Origin of the sequence: Ensifer adhaerens (assembly GCF_028993555.1) — a bacterium.
GTDB classification, from domain to species: Bacteria; Pseudomonadota; Alphaproteobacteria; order Rhizobiales; family Rhizobiaceae; genus Ensifer; species Ensifer adhaerens_I.
The window spans coordinates 1,686,866-1,705,860 of sequence record NZ_CP118610.1; the positions used below are offsets into that span (position 1 = coordinate 1,686,866).

An 18,995-nucleotide genomic window follows, 5' to 3' on the forward strand; every position below is an offset into this window, starting at 1 on the left:
TCACGTATCATACTGTCCAGACGGCAGCAAAAAACCGGCCGCCAATGGGACGACCGGTTCTCCGGAAGCTTCAGTTCCTGGTGCTTCACGCCTCGGCGGCGTCGTCGCTGCCGTCGTCGGGCTCCGGTCCACCATTTTCGAGGAATCGGTCGGCGATCAGGCCGGCATTCTGGCGCAACGCCGTCTCGATCTCGCGCGCCAGGTCCGGGTTGTCGCGCAGGAACGTCTTGGCGTTCTCGCGGCCCTGGCCAAGGCGCTGGCTGTTATAGGAGAACCACGCGCCCGATTTCTCGACGATGCCCGCCTTGACGCCCAGATCGACGAGCTCGCCCGTCTTCGAGACGCCTTCGCCATACATGATGTCGAATTCGACCTGCTTGAAGGGCGGTGCCATCTTGTTCTTGACGACCTTGACGCGGGTCTGGTTGCCGACGACCTCTTCGCGTTCCTTGACCGAACCGATGCGGCGGATGTCGAGGCGGACCGAGGCGTAGAACTTCAGCGCGTTGCCGCCGGTGGTGGTTTCCGGCGAACCGAACATGACGCCGATCTTCATGCGGATCTGGTTGATGAAGATGACCATGCAGTTCGACTTGGAGATCGAGGCGGTCAGCTTGCGCAGCGCCTGGCTCATCAGGCGGGCCTGCATGCCCGGCAGGCTGTCGCCCATTTCGCCCTCGATTTCGGCGCGCGGCACGAGCGCTGCGACGGAGTCGACGACGAGAACGTCGATCGCGCCTGAGCGCACCAGCGTGTCAGTGATTTCAAGCGCCTGCTCGCCGGTGTCCGGCTGCGAAATCAGCAGGTTTTCGAGATCGACACCGAGCTTGCGGGCATAGACCGGATCGAGCGCGTGTTCGGCATCGACGAAGGCGCAGATGCCGCCCTTCTTCTGCGCTTCCGCGACGGTCTGCAGCGCCAGCGTCGTCTTGCCCGAGCTTTCCGGGCCGTAAATTTCAATGATGCGGCCCTTGGGCAGGCCGCCGATGCCGAGCGCGATGTCGAGGCTGAGAGAGCCGGTCGAAACCGTCTCGATCTCGATGATGCTGTCCTTCCCACCGAGCTTCATGATCGATCCCTTGCCGAACGACCGTTCGATCTGGGAAAGTGCCGCTTCAAGTGCCTTGCTTTTATCCACCGATTTGTCCTCTACGAGCCGCAAAGAGTTTTGTGCCATTTGGTCCACCTTTAGGTTATTGAAGCTACCGAGGCAATGAAGCCGCCGCAGGAGTTTTTGTACATGTTTTGTTCCGTATTTGCAAGAGCAGGACAATGCATTGAAAAACAATAGCTATTTTGCTTGCGTTCGATTCATGTTCACGGATTGAAACCATAGGCTCTCAAACGGGCGCGCCACCCCTGAAGACCTTCCCGGCAAGGCTCGGTCGATTCGCCCACCGGTAAGACATCAACGGTGTCGGGCACTTGGGATTCGTGCCTCGAAATGGCAGAGAGCCAACAGAATTTTCGGCCGGCTGGCCAAGCAGAGGAACATTCATGACGGAAGCTGAAATCGCCGTCTTCGGCGGTGCGCACATCGACAGGCGCGGCCGCATATCGGGAACCACCGCACCGGGTTCCAGCAATCCCGGCACCTGGTTCGAAGAGGCTGGCGGTGGCGGCTTCAACGCGGCCCGCAACCTTGCGCGCCTCGGCCATGGCGTGCGCATGATCAGCACCCGCGGCGGCGATGCCGCCGGCGAGATGGTAACGGCAGCGGCTGCCGCAGCCGGTGTCATCGACAGCCCCCTCACCTTTCTCGATCGCCAGACGCCGAGCTACACGGCGATCCTTGAAAACGACGGCAATCTGGTGATCGCGCTCGCCGACATGGAGCTCTACCGGCTGTTCTCGCCGCGGCAATTGCAGCGCCGAGCGTTGCGCGATGTCGTCGCCACCAGCAGGCTCGTGCTGACGGACGCCAACCTGCCGGAAGAGACGATTGCCGCGCTGGTCCAGTCGGCCGCAGGCAATGGGCGCCTGGTTGCCGGCATCGCCGTGTCGCCTGCCAAGGTCATCCGCTACCGGCCGTGCCTTTCGCATCTCTCCTTCCTGTTCATGAATGAATCCGAGGCACGGGCGCTCACCGGTAAGGACGCGGCCGAGGCGGAAGCATGGCCGGCGCTTTTGAGAGGCGCAGGCCTCAATGGCGGTGTAGTCACACGCGGCGGCCGCGCCGTGGTCGCCTTCGACGGCGACAGCATCTGCATTGCCGTTCCGCCAGCGCTTCCGGCACTGGCCGATGTCACTGGTGCCGGCGATGCGCTTGCCTCCGGCTTCCTTTCGGCGCGCCTCGCAGGGCGCGGCATCGACGAGTGCCTGCGGCACGGCATCGCAGCCGCCGGAATCACGTTGCGCTCCCCCTTGGCCGCATCCGAAGAGATGTCCGCCGCCAATCTCGAACAGGCGCTGGCTCTTGTGCCCGTGCCTCAAATGCTGTCATGACAATTGCCAGCAGAACTCCCAAGGAAAGACCATGACCAAACCCGCTTCTCCCTCCCTGCCGATGGAATTTTCCGACGAGGTCGCCGCCGCCAAGGCGCGTGGCGCGCCGATCGTGGCGCTGGAATCGACCATCATCACCCATGGCATGCCCTATCCGGGCAATCTGAACATGGCCCGCAGCGTCGAAGCGATCATCCGCGAACAGGGTGCGGTTCCGGCGACGATCGCCGTCATCCATGGCGTGCTGCACATCGGCCTTGACGACGCCAAGCTGGAAGAGCTGGCGAAGACGCAAGGGGCGATGAAGGTCTCGCGCGCCGATCTTGCCTTCGCAATCGCCGAACGCCGCACCGGCGCGACCACCGTCGCCGCGACGATGATCGCCGCAGCGCGTGCCGGCATCCGCGTCTTTGCGACCGGCGGCATCGGCGGCGTGCATCGCGGCGCTGAACTCTCGTTCGATATCTCGGCCGACCTCGACGAACTCGCCCGCACCGGCGTCATCGTCGTCTGCGCCGGCGCCAAGGCGATCCTCGACATTCCGAAGACGCTCGAAGTGCTCGAAACCCGCGGCGTCCCCGTCGTCACCTATGACAGCGAAGTCTTCCCGGCCTTCTGGTCGCGCGACAGTGGCCTCAAGAGCCCGCTGATGCTGAACAGCCCGGCGGCGATCGCCAACTTCCAGACCATGCGTGAACTGCTCGGCGTCGAAGGCGGCATGCTGGTCGCCAATCCCGTGCCGGAGGCAGCCGAGATCCCGCGCGAAGAGATGGAAATCTACATCGCCCGCGCGCTCGACAACGCCGAGAACGACGAGATCACCGGCAAGGAGGTTACGCCCTACCTGCTCAGCAACCTCTTCGAGATGACTGAAGGCCGCAGCCTCGAGACCAACATCGCGCTGGTCGAGAACAATGCCCGCCTTGCCGGCGAAATCGCCGTCGCGCTCAACGCCAAGTAATTCCGACAGGATACCAGACGAAAAAGCCCGGCACGCAAGTGCCGGGCTTTTGCACGTCCGGCGTCCGCCGGGTTTGTGATTTCAGTTTCGGACCGCTGGTCTCACGAGTCCAGCATTTCGCGCACGGCGACCGCCAATTGCTTCAGTGAGAACGGCTTCGGCAGGAAGCCGAACTTGGCGTCCGCCGGCAGGTTGCGGGCAAAGGCGTCTTCGGCATAGCCGGAAACAAAGATGAACTTCAGGTCCGGATACTTCTTCCTGAGTTCGGTCAGAAGCGTCGGTCCATCCATCTCCGGCATCACCACGTCCGAAACGACGATATCGACGGCTCCATCGAGCTCATCCATGATATCGAGCGCCTCGACCCCGGAGCCTGCCTCGTAGACCGTGTAGCCACGCGTCTCCAGCATCCGCTTGCCGCCGCGGCGCACCGCCTCTTCATCCTCGACAAGCAGGACGACGGCTGAATCTCCGGTGAGATCGGCCGGCTCCTCGGCTTTTGCCGCCGGTGCTGCAATGGCCGGAACGACCGGCGTGGGGGCGGCCTCAGCCGTAGCTGTCGCCACCTGGGTCTCGTCGACCGCTACGGGCGCCTCGATGTGGCGCGGCAGCAGGATGCGGAAGGTGGTGCCTTTGCCGACTTCTGATTCCGGGTAGATGTAACCGCCCGATTGCTTGACGATGCCATAGACCATCGACAGGCCGAGACCGGTGCCCTTGCCGACTTCCTTGGTGGTGAAGAACGGCTCGAAGATCTTGTCGAGGATCTCCGGCGGAATGCCGGTCCCCTGGTCGGAGACTTCGACCATCACGAAATCGTCGTCGGGCAACTCGCGTCGTCCGAAGGACGCGACCTCGGCGGCAGGCAGGTTGCGCGTTCGAAGGGTGATCGTGCCGCCCCCGGGCATTGCGTCGCGGGCGTTGACCGCAAGGTTCAGCAGCACCTGCTCGAACTGGCCGAGATCGGTCCTGACCGGCCAGAGATCGCGCCCATAGTCCACCTCGACCTTGACGTTGGTTCCGGTCATGCGGTCGACGAGCATGCGAAGATCGCCGATTACATCGGTCATGTTGAGGACCGTCGGCCGCATCGTCTGCTTGCGCGAGAAGGCAAGCAACTGGCGGACAAGCACCGCCGCGCGGTTGGCGTTGCGCTTGATCTCCATGAGATCGGCAAAGCTCGGATCGGCCGGCCGAGCCGACAGAAGAAGGTGGTCGGACGACAGCAGGATCGCCGTCAGCACGTTGTTGAAGTCGTGCGCGATGCCGCCGGCGAGCGTGCCCACGGCGTTCATCTTCTGGGTCTGCGCCATCTGGTTCTCGAGCGCTTTCTGCTCGGTGATTTCAAGCGCATAGATGATCGCCGCTTCCTCTGGCGACTGATCGCTCTGGTCGATCACCGCGTTGATATAGAAGCGGAAGTGGCGCTCTCCATCCGTCGGGTGCAGCGCGTCAATCGGCGCGATATCACCCTGCCGGTCCTTGGCCGCAGCCAGCGCCTCGTGCAGACGGCCCTTTTCGGTTTCGTGCACCACGGCTTCGATCAGCGCCCCGCGCTCGACGTCGTCCTGTGAGACGAGGCCGGAGAAGAGCTTCAGGAAGGGTGCGTTGGTACGCAGGATCCGGCCATTGCCGTCGACCGAGGCGATTGCCATCGGCGTGTTGTTGAAGAAGCGGGTGAAGCGCATCGCGGCACTTGATGCCGACTGCTCGTTGTCCTCGCCACCTTCGCGTGACATCACGATGGTGCGGCTTTCACCGGGCGCCCCGTCGCGCGTCGAGGAGACGCGGTGGATCATGCGCACCGGCAGGCTCTGGCCGTTCATCTTGCGCAGATCGAGATCGAGCATCTTGGTCTTCTTCAGCCCGGGCTCCGCCTGCACAGCCTGGACAAGCGTCAGCCCCTCGCCGGCAACCAGGTCGCCGATGCTGATCGAACCCGGCTGGAACTTGGTCAGATCGATGCCGAGCCAATCGGCGAGCGTGGCGTTGATGTAGAAGATTTCACCCTTGCGCCCGGCGGAGAAGAAGCCGGCCGGCGCATGGTCGAGATAGTCGATCGCGTTCTGCAGTTCCTTGAAGAAGCGCTCCTGATCGTCGCGCTCCGCGGTGATGTCGGCGATCTGCCAGAGGTAGAGCGGGTTGCGCTCGCTGTCTTCGAGCGGCAGCACCCGCGCTTTCAAGCGGAACCAGTGGGCACCGGAGCCGCTGGAGGTGCTGGTCGCCAGCGGCTTCAGCAGGCGGAATTCCTCATGTCCCTGCTTGCCCTCGTGCAAGCCGTTGGTCAGCCGGTAGATCGCTTCTGTCGCCTCGCGATTGCGCGACAGGATGGTTTCGAGCGACTGGATACCGGCAGCGCTCTTGGCACCGGTCAGCGCACCATAGGCGGCGTTGGCGTAGATGATGCGGCCCTTGCGGTCAGTGACGATCGTGCCGTCCTCATGGGCATCGAGAAAGGCGCGCGCCAGTTCATCCGGGCGCGACTGCGGCATGACCTCGATGAAGCCGATGACGGAGGAGACGAGAAAGAAGATGCCGACCATGGCAAGAACGCCGAGGATGCCGAGAACGATCTCGTTTTCCATCTCGTTCTTGAAGATCACGAAGGCGATGGCCGACACCGTGAGGACGATCGCGAGCAGAACGATCCGCAGCACGGTGCCCGGCCTGACGCCACGGTCAACAACCGGCATCTGGTAGTCGCCTGACTGCCGCAATTTCGTCATCTGGTCCTCTTATGCGGCCGGCGCCGCGCGCGGGCGCGGCCCAGCCCTTCCGGCCGGCATCCGCTCGATCCGCCGGGCGGAATCGGTCATTGCCGACACGCCCTCGATCATTCGGACAAGAATCATCTTTAACAATCAGAGATAACAGCAAAAAGCACCTCGGCGGAAGCATTGCAGCCAATTCACAGGGAATGTCGGCGCAGTCCTTGTCCGGGCCCGAAAAAAGCCGTCAAATACTGGCACTCGAAAGGCAGAAGGAGTTCAGCCTATGATGGAAACGATCATCGCAGACAATGGCAGCCGGTTCGTCATCGCCGCCGCAGCCGTCGCGATTGGACTTCTCTGCCTCGTGGCCGTGCTCTGGATCATGCGAAATCGCCCCTCCTCGCCGTTCATTCGCGGTGGAAAGAACCGCCAGCCCCGGCTTGCCGTGCTGGATGCCGCCGCCGTCGACACCCGTCGCCGTCTGGTGCTCGTGCGCCGCGATGACGTCGAACATCTGATCATGATCGGCGGTCCGACGGATATCGTCATCGAGAGCCGGATCGGTGCGCCCGAGGAGCGTGCCTCCGTCGCGGAGCGCAAGATTGCGGAACCGCTGGCGGTGGAGAGCCGGCCGGCAACGCGGGAGATTCCGCAGCAGGCCGCACCTTCGCTCGAAGCGGAAACTGCTGCCGCCGTCACGCCGGTCCGCCCAATTGCCCGACCGGAAGAGCAGCCGGCTACCCGTATCGAGCCGGTCGCGTCGCCGCGCATCGTCGCTGAGCAGCGCCCGGTCGCCGCACCCGTCCTTGCGGTTGAGCAGCGTCCGCCTATTCGTCCGTCCGTTCAGCCGGCTCCGGAGATCCCTGCCGTCGCAACCGCCTCGACGCCCCAGGCGAACTTCGAGGTTTCGGTAAACAGGCCCGCGCCGGCAGTGCAGCAAGTACAGGCACAGCCGATCGCCGTGCAGCCTGTGCAATTGCAGCGCCCGGTCCCGGCCATCCAGCAGCCCCAGCCGGAACCAGCCACTGCGCTTTCGGATTTCGAACGCCTGCTTGATGCGGAGATCACCGGCGACCTGCAACGGCTTGGCCCGGGCACGGTAAGCGGCCCCGGCACAATCGCCAACGCGACGGGCATGGTCGCGCCGGAGAGCCGTTCGCTGGCGCCATCCGGCCGTCAGGAGCCCACGCTTGGCGCCCCCGGCGCTGAAGGCGGCCGCAAGGAACCGACCATCGAAGAAGAGATGAACCGCATGCTGGCCGATATCTCCGCAGGCCGGAAGCCGTAGCTTCCCATTTCACAACTGGCGCCCCGCGAATTTCGCAGCTGGCGCCCCGCCAACGATCCACCCTCGCTCCGCATACAGTCCAAAGAAAAAGGCGCGGCTTGAGCCGCGCCTTTTTTCAGACAGTTCCGAAAGTCGGATATCTTATTCGTCTCGGTAGACCTTTTCCCGGCGCTCGTGACGCTCTTGCGCCTCGATCGACAGGGTTGCGATTGGCCGTGCATCCAGCCGCTTCAGGCCGATTGGCTCACCGGTTTCTTCGCAGTAGCCGTATGTGCCTTCGTCGAGCCGTTGCAGCGCCGCGTCGATCTTTGAGATCAGCTTGCGCTGGCGGTCCCGGGCTCTGAGCTCGATTGCCCGATCCGTTTCGGAAGAAGCCCTGTCTGCGAGATCGGGATGATTGGCGCTCTCCTCTGCCAAGTGATCCAGTGTCTCGCGTGCCTCACGAAGGATGTCATTCTTCCAAGCGTTCAACTTGGCCCGGAAATACGCCCGGTGGTTGGCATTCATGAATTCATCGTCCTCGGAAAGGACGAAGGTACTAAGATCGATCTTCTCACTCAACGCGATTCTCCTGAAGAACATCTCATTGCGGCGGTGTATAGACCTATGGAAGCCTTGATTCAAGCCTCGGAAGAGACACTCAACCGTATTTTAATATTGCTCGCGATTCAGGCTAACTGACGAATATTTCATCAAAATTACACATTGGAACTTGAATTCCTGCTTGGGTGTACCGCCGTATCCAGCCATTCCCGTCCAAAAGTGACACTGATGTGTTTGCGCCATTGGATCGCCTGATCGCGACCGCGGCAAAGCGCAGCAGCGCGTCGGTCCCCGGAAAAAAGCAGCCGCCAGCTTGATCTTTACGGTTCCTCCGGGAAAAGGTGGGTGTCTGTCTGGCGATGCGCAAGGCGTGCCCGACAGACACCGTTCGACCCTGCCGCAACAAGCAACAGGCCAGCCACCGGAAATTGTTCGATGCAAGACAGCGCCCCCAAGGCCCTTCGCCTCTATCTTCTCAGGCACGCGCGTTCCGGCTGGGCGTTGCCGGGGCAACGCGACTTTGATCGGGCACTGGACGAGGTTGGTTATGTCGATGCGGAACGGCTTGCACAGGTGGCTGCCAACCAGGGCATCCGGCCCGAGCGCATCCTGTGTTCCACCGCCGTGCGCTGCCGCGAAACCGCCGAGCCGTTCTTTCGCACCGTCAGCGAAAACCTCGATATCCGTTATATCGATGCGCTCTATTCGGGACCGACAACGGTCTACTTCGACCTCATCGACGCCCATCGGCATCTGAATTCGCTGATGCTGGTCGGGCACAACCCGATGATCGAGCAATTGCTATGCCGGCTGATCGGCGACGACGCCGCACGTGAGGCGTTTCCCTATGGTTATCCGCCGGCGGCGCTTTCGATCCTCGACCTGCCCGCCGTCGCGCCGAAAGATGGCGCTGAGCTGGCGACGTTGGTCTCGATCCTGCTGCCCAACCAATAGAAGAATTGCCGCGCCCTCGTTGCGACCGGGGAAATATTGCCTATATCGCGGTGGCTGCCTGCGTGCGACAGTTCTGCCGGACGACGCCAGCAAGGACCCACGGATCTACGCCGCAAGAAAGAGCAAGATTTGGCGCCCAACCTGACCAGTTTCAAAGACGACGCCCTGATTGCGCTCGACAATCTGACCGACCGGGCCTCCGGTCTCGTCAATCCCTCCATCCGCCTCGGTGTCACCGGCCTGTCGCGCTCCGGCAAGACGGTTTTCATCTCGTCGCTGGTGCACAATCTCCTGAACGGCGGGCGCCTGCCGGTGTTCGAACCGGTGCGATCCGGGCGGGTCTCGAAGGTCAGGCTTGAACCGCAGCCGGATGATGCCGTTCCTCGCTTTCAATACGAGGATCATATTGCCGCGCTGGTGCGCGATCGCATCTGGCCGGACTCGACCCGCGCCATTTCGCAGTTGCGCATCACGCTCGACTATGAGAGCGCCAGCGGCTGGAACCGACTGTTCTCGCCGGGCCGGCTGTCGCTCGATATCGTCGATTACCCGGGCGAATGGCTGCTCGACCTCCCCCTGCTGGCACAGGATTTCCGCGCGTTCAGCAACAACGCCGTGGCACGCGCCCGCGCCGCCAGCCGCCGCGCCCTTTCGTCCGAGTGGCTGACACTGGCCGCTTCGGCCGGACCGACGGCCGTTGCCGACGAGGCGAGCGCCCGCAGGCTTGCCGAGAGCTTCACGGGCTATCTTAGGGCCTGCAAGGCCGACGAACGCTCTCCCTCGACCCTCCCGCCCGGTCGCTTCCTGATGCCGGGCGATCTCGAGGGATCGCCGGCCCTCACCTTCTCGCCGCTTCCCGATCTCCCGGATGGTCGCGCACCCAAGGGCTCGCTCTGGGCGATGATGGAGCGGCGCTACGAGGCCTACAAGAAGCATGTGGTGAGCCCGTTCTTTCGCGAGCACTTCGCACGCCTCGACCGCCAGATCGTGCTGGTCGACGCGCTGCAGGCGATCAACAACGGCCCGGAGGCACTTCTCGATCTCGAGCAGGCGCTTGCCGATGTACTCGCCTGCTTCCGCCCGGGAACCAACAGCTGGCTTTCGTCCTTCCTGACGCGCCGGATCGACAAGGTGCTGATCGCCGCAACCAAGGCGGATCACCTGCATCACGAGAGCCACGACCGCCTGGAGCGCATCGCCGCGCGCCTGGTCGATCGCGCCGCAGAAAGCATTGGCATGAGCGGCGCCGGCCTTGAGGTCATGGCGCTTGCATCCGTCAGGGCGACCCGCGAAGCGACCGTCAACCACGACGGCCACGCGCTGCCGGTCATCGTCGGCACCCCGATCGCCGGAGAGAAGATCAACGGCGAGATCTTTGATGGCGAAAAGAAAACCGCGATATTTCCCGGTGACTTGCCAGAAGACCCTGAAGTGCTTTTCAAGGCGATCGAGATGCAGTCGGGCGGAACGACCTTCATCGAAAGCGCCCACCCGCTGCCGGAGCTGAGCTTCGTTCGCTTTCGCCCGCCGCATCTCGAAGAAACCGGCGGCGGTTTGAAACTGTCGGTACCGCATATCCGCCTCGACCGAGCCATGCAATTTCTGTTCGGAGACCGGCTCGCATGAGTGACGATAGCAACGGCCGCAGCCGCCGGCCTAGCGCCTTTTCGGTTGGCGAGGAGAAGCCCGTCCAGGCCGCCCCTCAGTCGCGCGTCCCGCGTTCGCCCGCGAGCTTCGATGACAATGTCGTGCTGACGCCGGATGCGGAAGATCCGTTCCGCGAGACCACGCTGGCTGTCGAGACGCTCGCGTTGCCGGAGGCAAGCCCGCGCAAGCGTCGCCTCTCGGTCGGCAAGATCGCGATCGGCGCTCTCGGCATCATCCTCTCGCTTGCAGCAGGCCTTTGGGTCGACCGCCTGCTGCGCGATCTCTTCACCCGCGCCGACTGGCTTGGTTACTCCGCCCTTGCCGTCGTCGCGATCGGACTGCTGGCGCTTCTGATCGTCGTTGCCCGCGAACTCTCCGGGATGATGCAGCTTACCGCCATCCAGAAGCTGAAATCGGAAACGGAAAATGCCGCCCTGTCTGGAAACACCAAGCTTGCGCGGTCGGCTCAGACAAAGCTCGTCCATCTGCTCGCCGGTAATCCGCAAACGGCACGCGGCCGCACGCGGCTGAAGGAGACCGAGGGCGAAATCATCGATGGGCCGCACCTCATCGAGCTCACCGAGCGCGAACTCCTGAACCCGCTCGACCGCGAGGCCCGTCGCCTCATTCTGGCCGCCTCCAAGCGCGTTTCGATCGTCACCGCCGTCAGCCCGCGCGCCCTCGTCGATCTCGGCTATGTGCTCTACGAATCCGCCCGCCTGATCCGCGCCATGGCCGAACTTTACGGCGGCCGTCCTGGCACGCTCGGTCTGCTGCGGCTGATGCGCGACGTCATCGCCCATCTTGCCGTTACCGGCTCGATCGCCGCCGGCGACAGCCTCATCCAGCAGGTGCTCGGCCACGGCCTCGCCTCGAAGCTCTCGGCGCGCCTTGGCGAAGGCGTGATCAACGGCCTGATGACAGCGCGTATCGGCATTGCGGCGATGGACCTCTGCCGTCCGATGCCGTTCCGCGCCTTGAAACGCCCGGGGATCGGCGATTTCCTGGCCGACTTAAGCCCGGGCGCCGGGCGCGTCGGCAGCGAGATCGGTGAGAAATAGGACCTGTTCGGCCGACACCAGAGCATCCCGATTTCAAGTCGAATCCTGTGAAAGCGGGATGCTCAAGAAACGAAGTGCTAGAGCGACCTTGGCGCCTTCATCCGAACGGCACGGCGCTCTAGATACCGGCATACCAGTCATAGCCTAGATCTTCCCAATAGCCGCCGCGTCCGCCACCGATGTTCGAGAGATCGGATACCACTTCGATCCCCCGGATGTACTTCGCCATCTTGTAGCCGAGTTGCCTTTCGATGCGAACACGCAACGGAGCGCCGTTGGCGACTGGAAGCAGCGTTCCGTTCAGGCCGTAGGCCAGAATCGTCTGCGGATGGCGGGCATCGATCATGTCGATCGATTCGTAGTAGGCAGCCGAGCCCGCAAGACCGGGCGACATGCTGTCGAAGCAATGGAAGACAACGTAACGTGCGTCACTTTTCACGCGCGCCTCGTCGAGCACACGGGCCAGCGGCACTCCGGTCCACTTGGCAACGCAGCTCCAACCTTCGACGCAGTCATGCCGTGTGATCTGCGTGCGCGACGGCATGTTGCGCAGTTCGTCGAGCGTCAGTTGCATCGGTCGTTCCACGAGCCCTGCGACATTCAGCCGATACGCAGCAAAGTCCCCGTCCTTCAGAGCAAGATAAGCCGGGTCGGTCGGGTCCATTGAGCCGTTCGGCCGCTGCCCCTGACGAATCTCGCTTTCCGAGAACTCCGGTGCGAGCCGATCCGCGGGGATCAGAAGTCGCTGCAACCGGTAGGTCAGTGAGTTCGCCGATGCGAGAAAGCCACGCACCGGATCGCCACTGGCCAGCAACCCATCGAGCATGTCGCAGCCCGCAAGCGGAACGGTGGATGCGGCCACTCCGGCGACGCCCAGAAAACGGCGGCGACTGACGAGCAACTGCGTCATCACGCATTCCCTCCCTTGGGTCGATCGTCGAGACGGTAGCGACCGGTAATCATCGACCGCATCTCGTTGATCGGCCCGGCGGCAAACACCATGAACAGGTGCACGACGAAGAACCCGACGAGGAGGAGCATGACGACGAAGTGGATCGTGCGGGCCGTCTGCCGTCCGCCGAAGAGGTCAAGCAGCCACGGCAAGGCGGCGTCCATGCCCGGTGACATCGTCAGTCCCGTCAGGATCATCAGCGGGAACAACAACAGGAGAACAAGCGCATAGGTGAGCTTCTGCAAGCTGTTGTAGCGTCCGTCGTGGTCGAAGTGAAAGCGTAGATGTTCGATCAAGGTGTGCGGCAACGCGCGGATATCGCTCCAGCCGGGAAGGATATCCCGCCTCAGGTGCCCATTGATCAGGCTTGCCAAGAACCAGATGGCGTAGACCGTTGCAAAGACCCATGCGAAGAAGAAATGCACGACCCGCCCCGTAGCAAGATCCTGGTAGGACGGCACGGTCAGCCAGGCAGGAAAGGCGCTGTAGGTGCGCATCTCTTCGGCCCCGCTGACGCCGAGGACGCCGGTAGTATCGAAGTTTCGCCCCAACACGGTCGTTAAACCTCGGACCTCGCCATTCCGGTCGCGAATCGGCTGGATTGAAAAGACACCATTGTCGAAGGCGAAACCGGATTGCTGGCCGACATAGAGCGCAGGATGCGCGTTGAAGATCTGCAGGCCGCTGACCAGCAGAAAGAACAGCGCCGCCGCCCACGCCCAATGGGTAAGACGCGTGACAAGTCGGTGCCGTCGAATCGTCAACCCTGCCCGCGAGCCTGTGGTGGTCGTCTGGAGGTCATTTTCCGTTCTGTTCATGGGAAATCTCCCGTTTCCCATGGCTATACGTAGGGCGCTCGGGATAAGTTTCACATGCGTTCGCTGCGCCCGCGAGAGCACTTCCCGCCGGTCGCTCCGACACGCCGAAAACCCTGTGAACAATCGCTCCAACGGCCACAAAGAAGCCACAACATCCGGCGCCCGGAAACCGTCCGTTAACCATTTGCGCGCAAATGTGGCTTCCAGTTTCGGACGTTGACCCATCAAGGATCGTTTATGTTCTCGCGCCCTTCTTTGATCGCTCGCGGCACTGCCGCCATCGCGCTTGCGGCTACCGTTGGCGTTGCGACGCCAGCCCTTTCCGGCGCCAAGGACAAGGCCTTCTTCGAGAAGGTTGCCGGCCAATGGAAGGGCCCGGGCGAGATCGTCGCCGGCAAGTACAAGGGCACCAAATTCACCTGCGATCTCTCCGGCGAACCGGTGGCTGGTGATGACACGGGTATCAAGCTCGACGGCTTCTGCCGCGTCGGCGTGTTCAAGCAGCCGATGTCGGCGGTGATCACCCGCAAGGGCAACAGCTACAGCGGCAAGTTCCTCGACGGTGCCGAAGGCAAGGGCCTCGACGTCGTTTCCGGCAATGTCGCCAAGGACAAGGTCGTCGTCGGCATCAACCGCAAGAAGCTGAACGGCGCCATGATCGCTCGCCTTCAGGACGATCAGACGATGAACATCACCATTTCGGTCAAGGTCGAGGAGACGATGGTGCCGGTCATCGGCGTCAGCCTCAACCGCCAGCTCGATGCGATTGCGGTCGGTTCGATCAAGTAGTTCCAAAGCAGAAGCGAACAACAAAGCCCCGGCAGTATTTGCCGGGGCTTCGTTGTTTCAAATGGTCTCGTCGACTTGTCGGGATCGCTCAGGCGTCTGAGCGCCACCAGGTGATGTCGCCATCGGCAACCTCGATGCCTGCGACATCCGCCGCGCGCAACCAGTCACCGACAGTGCGCCCGCGCACCGGCAAGTCGGCGGCGATGTCGGCAAGCGGCATCAGCACGAAGCCCCGGTCCGTCATTCTCGGATGCGGCAGTTCCAGCCGTGTTTCAGCCTGGGCCACCCCCTCATAGGTCAGAACGTCGATATCGAGCGTGCGCGGTCCCCAGCGCTCGTCACGCACCCGCTTCATCAAACGTTCGATGTCGAGGCACGTATCCAGCAAGGCCTCGGGCTTCAAGGTCGTCTTGACTTGAGCGCAGGCGTTGAAGAACCAGGCCTGATCGGTCTTTCCCCACGGCGGCGTGCGGTAGAGCCGCGACACGGCCTCGACGACACAGTCCTCGCGCGCATCGAGGGCCCGCAGCGCCTCGGCCATCGCCTTGCGCGGATCGCCGAGGTTACCGCCGAGGCCGAGTGTGGCGACCCGCCAGCCGCCCTCAGACGACATGCTCGACCGTCACTTCGACATAGTCGAGCACGCCGGGCACGGGCGCGTTCGGCTTGCGGATCGAAACCTTGGCGCGCTTGATCTGCGGAAACCGCACGCAGAGCGTCTTGGCGACTTCCAGCGCCAGCGCCTCGATCAGGTAACGGCGGCGCCCGGTAACGATGCGCTCGATCTCCTGAAAGGCAATGCCGTAGTGGACGGTGTCTTCGATCGAATCGTCGACGAGCGCCGTGCCCTGCTCGACTTCGAGCTCGGCATCCACGAAAAAGCGCTGCCCGAGGAGCTCTTCTTCGTCGAAGACGCCATGGCGCGCGAAGAAGGCACAGTTTTTGAGAGTAATGGTGTAAGTCGGGCTCATGCTTCTCCGTCCCGTCGGCTTTTTCTGGAATCACGCTGGCTTGGATCGAGCCGAGCTGGTTCAGACGTGATCGATTCTGGTCAGTTGCAGTCGAATGCGGGGAAAGGGCCGCACGCGCTTTTCCTTATCCCGCTCTGGCCTTGAGCATAGCATCGGCCATGGCCAGCGCATCCCTGCTGTTTGCGACATCGTGTACGCGGAAAATCGAGGCGCCGGCAGCACGCAGCAGCGCCGTAGTCGCAGCCGTCGCCACATCCCTGTCGGCCGCATCGCGTCCGCTCACGGCCCCAACGAAACGCTTCCGGGACGTTCCGACCAGGAAGGGAAGTTCGAAGCGGTGCAACTCGGCAAATCGCGCCATGAGTTTAAGGTTTTCATCCGTATCCTTGGCAAAGCCGAAGCCCGGATCCAGGACGATATGGTCGCGCGTGACGCCCGCTTCAGCCGCAATCTCAAGAGAACGATCGAGGAAAAGGAACTGATCGTCGATCACGTCGGCGAGCTTCTGTCGGTCGCGGCCGGTATGCATGATACAAAGCCCTGCTCCGGTATCCGCGGCTACCGCTGCAATATCCGGCTCGCGCTGCAGGCCATGCACGTCATTGACGATGTGGGCGCCGGCCTCGACCGCCAGCCGAGCCGTCGAGGCCCGGTAGGTATCGACGGAGATCAGTGCGTCGGTGTCGCGGCTGAGCGCGGAAATCACCGGCAGGATGCGCGCCTGCTCCTCCTCGGCACTGACTGTCGCAGCATCCGGTCGCGTCGATTCCCCGCCGATATCGAGGATCAATGCGCCCTCCTGCAGGCACCGCACGCCTTGCGCTGCCGCAGCAACTGCATCGATGAAACGTCCGCCGTCGGAAAAAGAATCCGGGGTAACATTGACGATCGCCATCAAAACGCCACGCGGCCCGAGTTCCAGGCTGCGCCCATGCGCCAGCTTCCAGCTAAATTTCTGAAATGGATTGTAAGTCATTTTCCCTCACGATCCGCATTCGGCCGAGAGCCATCGATTTGCTGTTGCGCCGATGGTGGCTATGCCCCAAGCTTGATCGAAGTTCAACTGAAGAGAACCACGCATTGATGTCCCGAGTACGCGTCCCGTTCAAAGCCGCCCTTCTCGCCCTCCTGGTCGCCGCTCCTCTCAGCGCTGCGTCTGGTGAAACCGTGATCAGCAAGAGCTTTTCCTATTTCACGATCGGTGGACGGACTGCGGAGGAACTCGACAAGGCGCTTTCGGCCAGCGGCCCGATGATGAAATCCACCGGCGCACGCCACCCGGGTGCCACCCGGATAAAGTTCGGAGGCTCCATCACCTACGTCAACCGTGGCGGCCGCTGTGCGGTCGGCTCGGCCCGGGTGACGCTCAGCACCCGCATCATCCTGCCACGCTGGAAATATCGTCGCCAGGCCGGCCGCGACCTCGCTCTGGTATGGGATACGCTCTCAAGCGACATCAAGCGCCATGAAGAGCGACACGCGGAAATCGCCCGCAACCACGCCCGCCGCATGGAAAAGATGTTCCTCGCCCTGAAGCCGGAAGCCGATTGCGAACGCATGCAGGCAAGCGTGGCGCGGGTCAGCGTCACCGCGATCGAAGCACATGACAAGGATCAGGCGCGGTTCGATCGCACCGAAGCCGCAAATTTCGACAAGCGCATGATCCGGCTTTTGCAATATCGGCTCGAAGCCCTGCAGAAAACGCAACAATAGGTAGCGGCGCCCAGACCCCGAAGAAGAGCCTGACTATAGTCCGGCTCGGCGCGATTTCAGCGGCAATACCCACAGTATTTTATTGGTGAAATATAACGATGGCTGGCAGCCGCCGACTCATCTATATTGAAATCATAGAGCGAGGGGCCGGGATGAAGACTAGCCTCAGCCGAATGAGCGAGTTAAGCGCGGCGCAGTAGTTGTGCGAAGAGCTTAAATTTTGCCGTTACTTTAGTTTAGGCGGCGTTGTTCAATATTAAAAAGAAGAAACTGAACAGCGGGGCCAATGTGGGTTCTCCTGGCGTGTCTTGGTGCTGCAGATGTCCCCTCCCTCATCTGTCAGCGATGCGCCCTCCTCGCCTCGCTTGTCCAACGACCGGCGAGGCGCTTTTTTTGCGCAAGCTGCAAATTGGAGGGCGCCAGAGCATGTCACGCAAAACCGCACGGCGGTTCGGCGACAATGACATCCGAACGGTCAAGAACTTAAGGCACAAGCAGCGAACGTGAACACTCGCCGAGCGTGTTAGGCCTGGCGCTCCGGCACATGCACGACGAGACCGTCGAGTGCATCGCTCATCTTGATCTGACAGGAAAGTCGCGACGTCGGCCGGACATCATAGGCAAAGTCCAGCATATCTTCTTCCATGGCTTCCGGAGCGCCGACGACAGCCGACCAGGCGTCGTCGACATAGACATGACAGGTCGCGCAGGCGCAGGCCCCGCCGCATTCGGCTTCGATGCCGGGAACCGAATTGCGAACGGCGTTTTCCATGACCGTCGAGCCGTTTTCGACATTAAGTTCATGGCGCGCGCCATCAAAGGCAACGATCGTAAGTTTTGTCATGTTTCTTTCCGGAATGAACTGCTGGGACTGGCAAGGCGCAAAGCCTGTTCAGAACGCACGCCGTACAGGCGCAAATTCAGTGGAAGTTCTTCCAACAAATCCGCCGGTCAGTCAACAACGGCCATCATTGCATGCCTCGCGCGCAGCGTGCGCGAAGCCGCACTCTTGAAATGTGGGATGCCGGAAGGGCGTTGACCCTCTCCGCGCCCCATCGGGCCGCGGGCTAGCGGCAGAGCTTCAAAATGAAAAGTTCGGCCTCGAGCACGGCGACCGCAAGCGTGTCTGAGAGCGATGCGTCGGCCGGGTTCTGCTCGATCGCGCCGGCAATGCTGGCAACGTCGACGGCGCCGACTGCAAGTGCAGCGCCCTTCAGCCGATGGGCAGCCTGAGCGCGAAGCGTGCTCTCTCCCTCGACGATCTCTTTCATGACCTGGCGCGCCTGGCGCGCAAAGAGTTGCAGCACTTCAATTTCCAGCGCCTTGTCACCCATCGTCTGCGCCGCCAGGTGGGCGAAGTCGATCGGCTTCTTGCCGGTAGCTGCAGAGTTTCCCGGGGTGTCCGGAGCTTCGAAGGCAATCCTGAGGGCCGCCATGAGCCAAATTCCCTATTGTTTATTGTATGTTGGTGTTATTTTCGGTGTCGCCATATCGTCCACACCGACACGCGCAAGCTCAGATACACATCCTCTGCGGGTGCGGGCTGCTATCGACTTAAATCGGGGCGCAATATGGGCAGGAATCTGGGAAAATGGTTAACGGCCGTTAAACCGTATGATTCCCTTGTATTTTCTGGCTTTGACACCGTTATCACATTAAGATTTCATTAGGATTTTAATTAAGGCCGAGCGCTCTTAATTGTAAGAACCCAGCTAATGTGTCACTACGATACGCTTAGGAACTTGCCTACGTACGAAAATGGCAACCGTTCCGGTGGATAAGCTCAACTCGTGGTCCCTTTCGGCCACAAATGTGACTATCCGTCGAGGCAATGCAGTGTGTGATCAGTAGGGTATTGCGTAGATCCGATGCGCGTATCTTGCCGTCACAGCCCGCGAGGAAGGAGCCTGGCCCGCCCGTTGTGCGCGAGCGCTGGCAGCTTTGTCGCTGGCAAAAGGTAATGAGGCGTATCCCTATGGCGACGAAAAAGAGCAATGAGTCGATCGACGAGAAGGCCTTCCAGGCTTTGGAAGCTGCCCTGAAAATCGATTTTGACGAGCTTAACTCGAGCCCGAATGACAAGACTTCCTTGGATGATCCGGAGGAAAATGTGTCTCAGCCCGGCAATCAGGCGCCAGCGCC

General features: G+C 62.0%; 18 protein-coding genes. 8 read left to right on the forward strand and 10 right to left on the reverse strand.

The window, feature by feature from the left end:
- Positions 1–85: 85 nt before the first annotated feature.
- Positions 86–1,177 carry a recombinase RecA gene (recA, locus tag PWG15_RS08210; RefSeq protein WP_275023901.1) on the reverse strand — a complete coding sequence of 364 codons (1,092 nt, stop codon included), beginning with the start codon at positions 1,175–1,177 and terminating at the stop codon, positions 86–88.
- A 320-nt stretch (positions 1,178–1,497) separates the two neighbouring features.
- On the opposite strand from recA, the gene PWG15_RS08215 reads away from it, so the two are divergent.
- Together PWG15_RS08215 and PWG15_RS08220 are read left to right on the forward strand one after the other, a co-directional pair.
- Entirely contained in the window at positions 1,498–2,445 is a 948-nt protein-coding gene (locus PWG15_RS08215; RefSeq protein ID WP_275023902.1) for a carbohydrate kinase family protein, read from the forward strand.
- Positions 2,446–2,476: 31 nt separating this feature from the next.
- Positions 2,477–3,406 (forward strand): pseudouridine-5'-phosphate glycosidase, encoded by a 930-nt coding sequence (locus PWG15_RS08220; protein ID WP_275023904.1) that lies wholly within the window; start codon positions 2,477–2,479, stop codon positions 3,404–3,406.
- Positions 3,407–3,507: 101 nt separating this feature from the next.
- Here the strand turns inward: PWG15_RS08220 and cckA are convergent, their stop codons facing one another.
- Complete coding sequence (gene cckA / locus PWG15_RS08225; protein ID WP_275023905.1) at positions 3,508–6,132, reverse strand: cell cycle histidine kinase CckA; 2,625 nt, start codon at positions 6,130–6,132, stop codon at positions 3,508–3,510.
- Between the two features lie 268 nt (positions 6,133–6,400).
- On the opposite strand from cckA, the gene PWG15_RS08230 reads away from it, so the two are divergent.
- Entirely contained in the window at positions 6,401–7,405 is a 1,005-nt protein-coding gene (locus PWG15_RS08230; protein ID WP_275023906.1) for a flagellar biosynthetic protein FliO, read from the forward strand.
- A gap of 141 nt (positions 7,406–7,546) precedes the next feature.
- Here PWG15_RS08230 and dksA read toward each other — a convergent pair whose 3' ends face one another.
- Positions 7,547–7,966 (reverse strand): RNA polymerase-binding protein DksA, encoded by a 420-nt coding sequence (dksA, locus tag PWG15_RS08235; protein ID WP_034794589.1) that lies wholly within the window; start codon positions 7,964–7,966, stop codon positions 7,547–7,549.
- Positions 7,967–8,383: 417 nt separating this feature from the next.
- Here dksA and PWG15_RS08240 point away from each other — a divergent pair, with 417 nt between their 5' ends.
- The 3 genes from PWG15_RS08240 to PWG15_RS08250 all read left to right on the forward strand — a co-directional run bounded on the left by PWG15_RS08240 (position 8,384) and on the right by PWG15_RS08250 (position 11,610).
- Positions 8,384–8,902 carry a SixA phosphatase family protein gene (locus PWG15_RS08240; protein ID WP_275023909.1) on the forward strand — a complete coding sequence of 173 codons (519 nt, stop codon included), beginning with the start codon at positions 8,384–8,386 and terminating at the stop codon, positions 8,900–8,902.
- A gap of 129 nt (positions 8,903–9,031) precedes the next feature.
- On the forward strand, positions 9,032–10,528 hold the full coding sequence (locus PWG15_RS08245) for a YcjX family GTP-binding protein (RefSeq protein ID WP_275023910.1): 1,497 nt from the start codon (positions 9,032–9,034) through the stop codon (positions 10,526–10,528).
- On the forward strand, positions 10,525–11,610 hold the full coding sequence (locus PWG15_RS08250; protein WP_275023911.1) for a YcjF family protein: 1,086 nt from the start codon (positions 10,525–10,527) through the stop codon (positions 11,608–11,610). The genes PWG15_RS08245 and PWG15_RS08250 overlap by 4 nt, the downstream gene beginning before the upstream one ends.
- Positions 11,611–11,728: 118 nt before the next feature.
- Here the strand turns inward: PWG15_RS08250 and PWG15_RS08255 are convergent, their stop codons facing one another.
- Positions 11,729–12,520: a molybdopterin-binding protein gene (locus tag PWG15_RS08255; RefSeq protein WP_275023912.1), complete on the reverse strand. Its 792-nt coding sequence runs from the start codon at positions 12,518–12,520 to the stop codon at positions 11,729–11,731.
- The gene (locus PWG15_RS08260) at positions 12,520–13,380 is read right to left on the reverse strand and encodes a cytochrome b/b6 domain-containing protein (protein ID WP_275023913.1); all 861 of its coding nucleotides are present in this window, start codon (positions 13,378–13,380) and stop codon (positions 12,520–12,522) included. Before PWG15_RS08260 ends, PWG15_RS08255 begins: the two co-directional genes overlap by 1 nt.
- Before the next feature lie 237 nt (positions 13,381–13,617).
- On the opposite strand from PWG15_RS08260, the gene PWG15_RS08265 reads away from it, so the two are divergent.
- Complete coding sequence (locus PWG15_RS08265; protein ID WP_057248910.1) at positions 13,618–14,169, forward strand: hypothetical protein; 552 nt, start codon at positions 13,618–13,620, stop codon at positions 14,167–14,169.
- A gap of 88 nt (positions 14,170–14,257) precedes the next feature.
- Here the strand turns inward: PWG15_RS08265 and folK are convergent, their stop codons facing one another.
- The 3 genes from folK to folP form a co-directional block, all read right to left on the reverse strand.
- Complete coding sequence (gene folK / locus PWG15_RS08270) at positions 14,258–14,782, reverse strand: 2-amino-4-hydroxy-6-hydroxymethyldihydropteridine diphosphokinase (RefSeq protein WP_275023914.1); 525 nt, start codon at positions 14,780–14,782, stop codon at positions 14,258–14,260.
- Positions 14,772–15,140 (reverse strand): dihydroneopterin aldolase, encoded by a 369-nt coding sequence (gene folB, locus PWG15_RS08275; RefSeq protein ID WP_057248908.1) that lies wholly within the window; start codon positions 15,138–15,140, stop codon positions 14,772–14,774. Before folB ends, folK begins: the two co-directional genes overlap by 11 nt.
- A 124-nt stretch (positions 15,141–15,264) precedes the next feature.
- Positions 15,265–16,116 (reverse strand): dihydropteroate synthase, encoded by an 852-nt coding sequence (folP, locus tag PWG15_RS08280; protein WP_275023915.1) that lies wholly within the window; start codon positions 16,114–16,116, stop codon positions 15,265–15,267.
- Between the two features lie 107 nt (positions 16,117–16,223).
- Here folP and PWG15_RS08285 point away from each other — a divergent pair, with 107 nt between their 5' ends.
- Positions 16,224–16,853, forward strand: coding sequence for a DUF922 domain-containing Zn-dependent protease (locus PWG15_RS08285; protein ID WP_275023916.1), 630 nt, complete (start codon positions 16,224–16,226; stop codon positions 16,851–16,853).
- Positions 16,854–17,376: 523 nt separating this feature from the next.
- On the opposite strand, the gene PWG15_RS08290 is transcribed toward PWG15_RS08285, so the two are convergent.
- Both PWG15_RS08290 and PWG15_RS08295 read right to left on the reverse strand, forming a co-directional pair.
- Entirely contained in the window at positions 17,377–17,697 is a 321-nt protein-coding gene (locus PWG15_RS08290) for a 2Fe-2S iron-sulfur cluster-binding protein (RefSeq protein WP_275023917.1), read from the reverse strand.
- Between the two features lie 223 nt (positions 17,698–17,920).
- Entirely contained in the window at positions 17,921–18,289 is a 369-nt protein-coding gene (locus PWG15_RS08295; RefSeq protein WP_275023919.1) for an Hpt domain-containing protein, read from the reverse strand.
- Between the last annotated feature and the right edge of the window lie 706 nt (positions 18,290–18,995).

Excerpts from the sequence above, each read along its gene's own strand:
- PWG15_RS08250 (WP_275023911.1), top strand. The coding sequence starts at position 10,525 with ATGAGTGACGATAGCAACGGCCGCAGCCGCCGGCCTAGCGCCTTTTCG.
- PWG15_RS08265 (WP_057248910.1), top strand. The coding sequence starts at position 13,618 with ATGTTCTCGCGCCCTTCTTTGATCGCTCGCGGCACTGCCGCCATCGCG.
- PWG15_RS08285 (WP_275023916.1), top strand. The coding sequence starts at position 16,224 with ATGTCCCGAGTACGCGTCCCGTTCAAAGCCGCCCTTCTCGCCCTCCTG.
- PWG15_RS08230 (WP_275023906.1), top strand. The coding sequence starts at position 6,401 with ATGATGGAAACGATCATCGCAGACAATGGCAGCCGGTTCGTCATCGCC.
- folP (WP_275023915.1), bottom strand. The coding sequence starts at position 16,116 with ATGACTTACAATCCATTTCAGAAATTTAGCTGGAAGCTGGCGCATGGG.
- folB (WP_057248908.1), bottom strand. The coding sequence starts at position 15,140 with ATGAGCCCGACTTACACCATTACTCTCAAAAACTGTGCCTTCTTCGCG.
- folK (WP_275023914.1), bottom strand. The coding sequence starts at position 14,782 with ATGTCGTCTGAGGGCGGCTGGCGGGTCGCCACACTCGGCCTCGGCGGT.
- recA (WP_275023901.1), bottom strand. The coding sequence starts at position 1,177 with ATGGCACAAAACTCTTTGCGGCTCGTAGAGGACAAATCGGTGGATAAA.
- PWG15_RS08260 (WP_275023913.1), bottom strand. The coding sequence starts at position 13,380 with ATGAACAGAACGGAAAATGACCTCCAGACGACCACCACAGGCTCGCGG.
- PWG15_RS08255 (WP_275023912.1), bottom strand. The coding sequence starts at position 12,520 with ATGACGCAGTTGCTCGTCAGTCGCCGCCGTTTTCTGGGCGTCGCCGGA.
- cckA (WP_275023905.1), bottom strand. The coding sequence starts at position 6,132 with ATGACGAAATTGCGGCAGTCAGGCGACTACCAGATGCCGGTTGTTGAC.
- PWG15_RS08240 (WP_275023909.1), top strand. The coding sequence starts at position 8,384 with ATGCAAGACAGCGCCCCCAAGGCCCTTCGCCTCTATCTTCTCAGGCAC.
- PWG15_RS08215 (WP_275023902.1), top strand. The coding sequence starts at position 1,498 with ATGACGGAAGCTGAAATCGCCGTCTTCGGCGGTGCGCACATCGACAGG.
- PWG15_RS08220 (WP_275023904.1), top strand. The coding sequence starts at position 2,477 with ATGACCAAACCCGCTTCTCCCTCCCTGCCGATGGAATTTTCCGACGAG.
- PWG15_RS08295 (WP_275023919.1), bottom strand. The coding sequence starts at position 18,289 with ATGGCGGCCCTCAGGATTGCCTTCGAAGCTCCGGACACCCCGGGAAAC.
- PWG15_RS08290 (WP_275023917.1), bottom strand. The coding sequence starts at position 17,697 with ATGACAAAACTTACGATCGTTGCCTTTGATGGCGCGCGCCATGAACTT.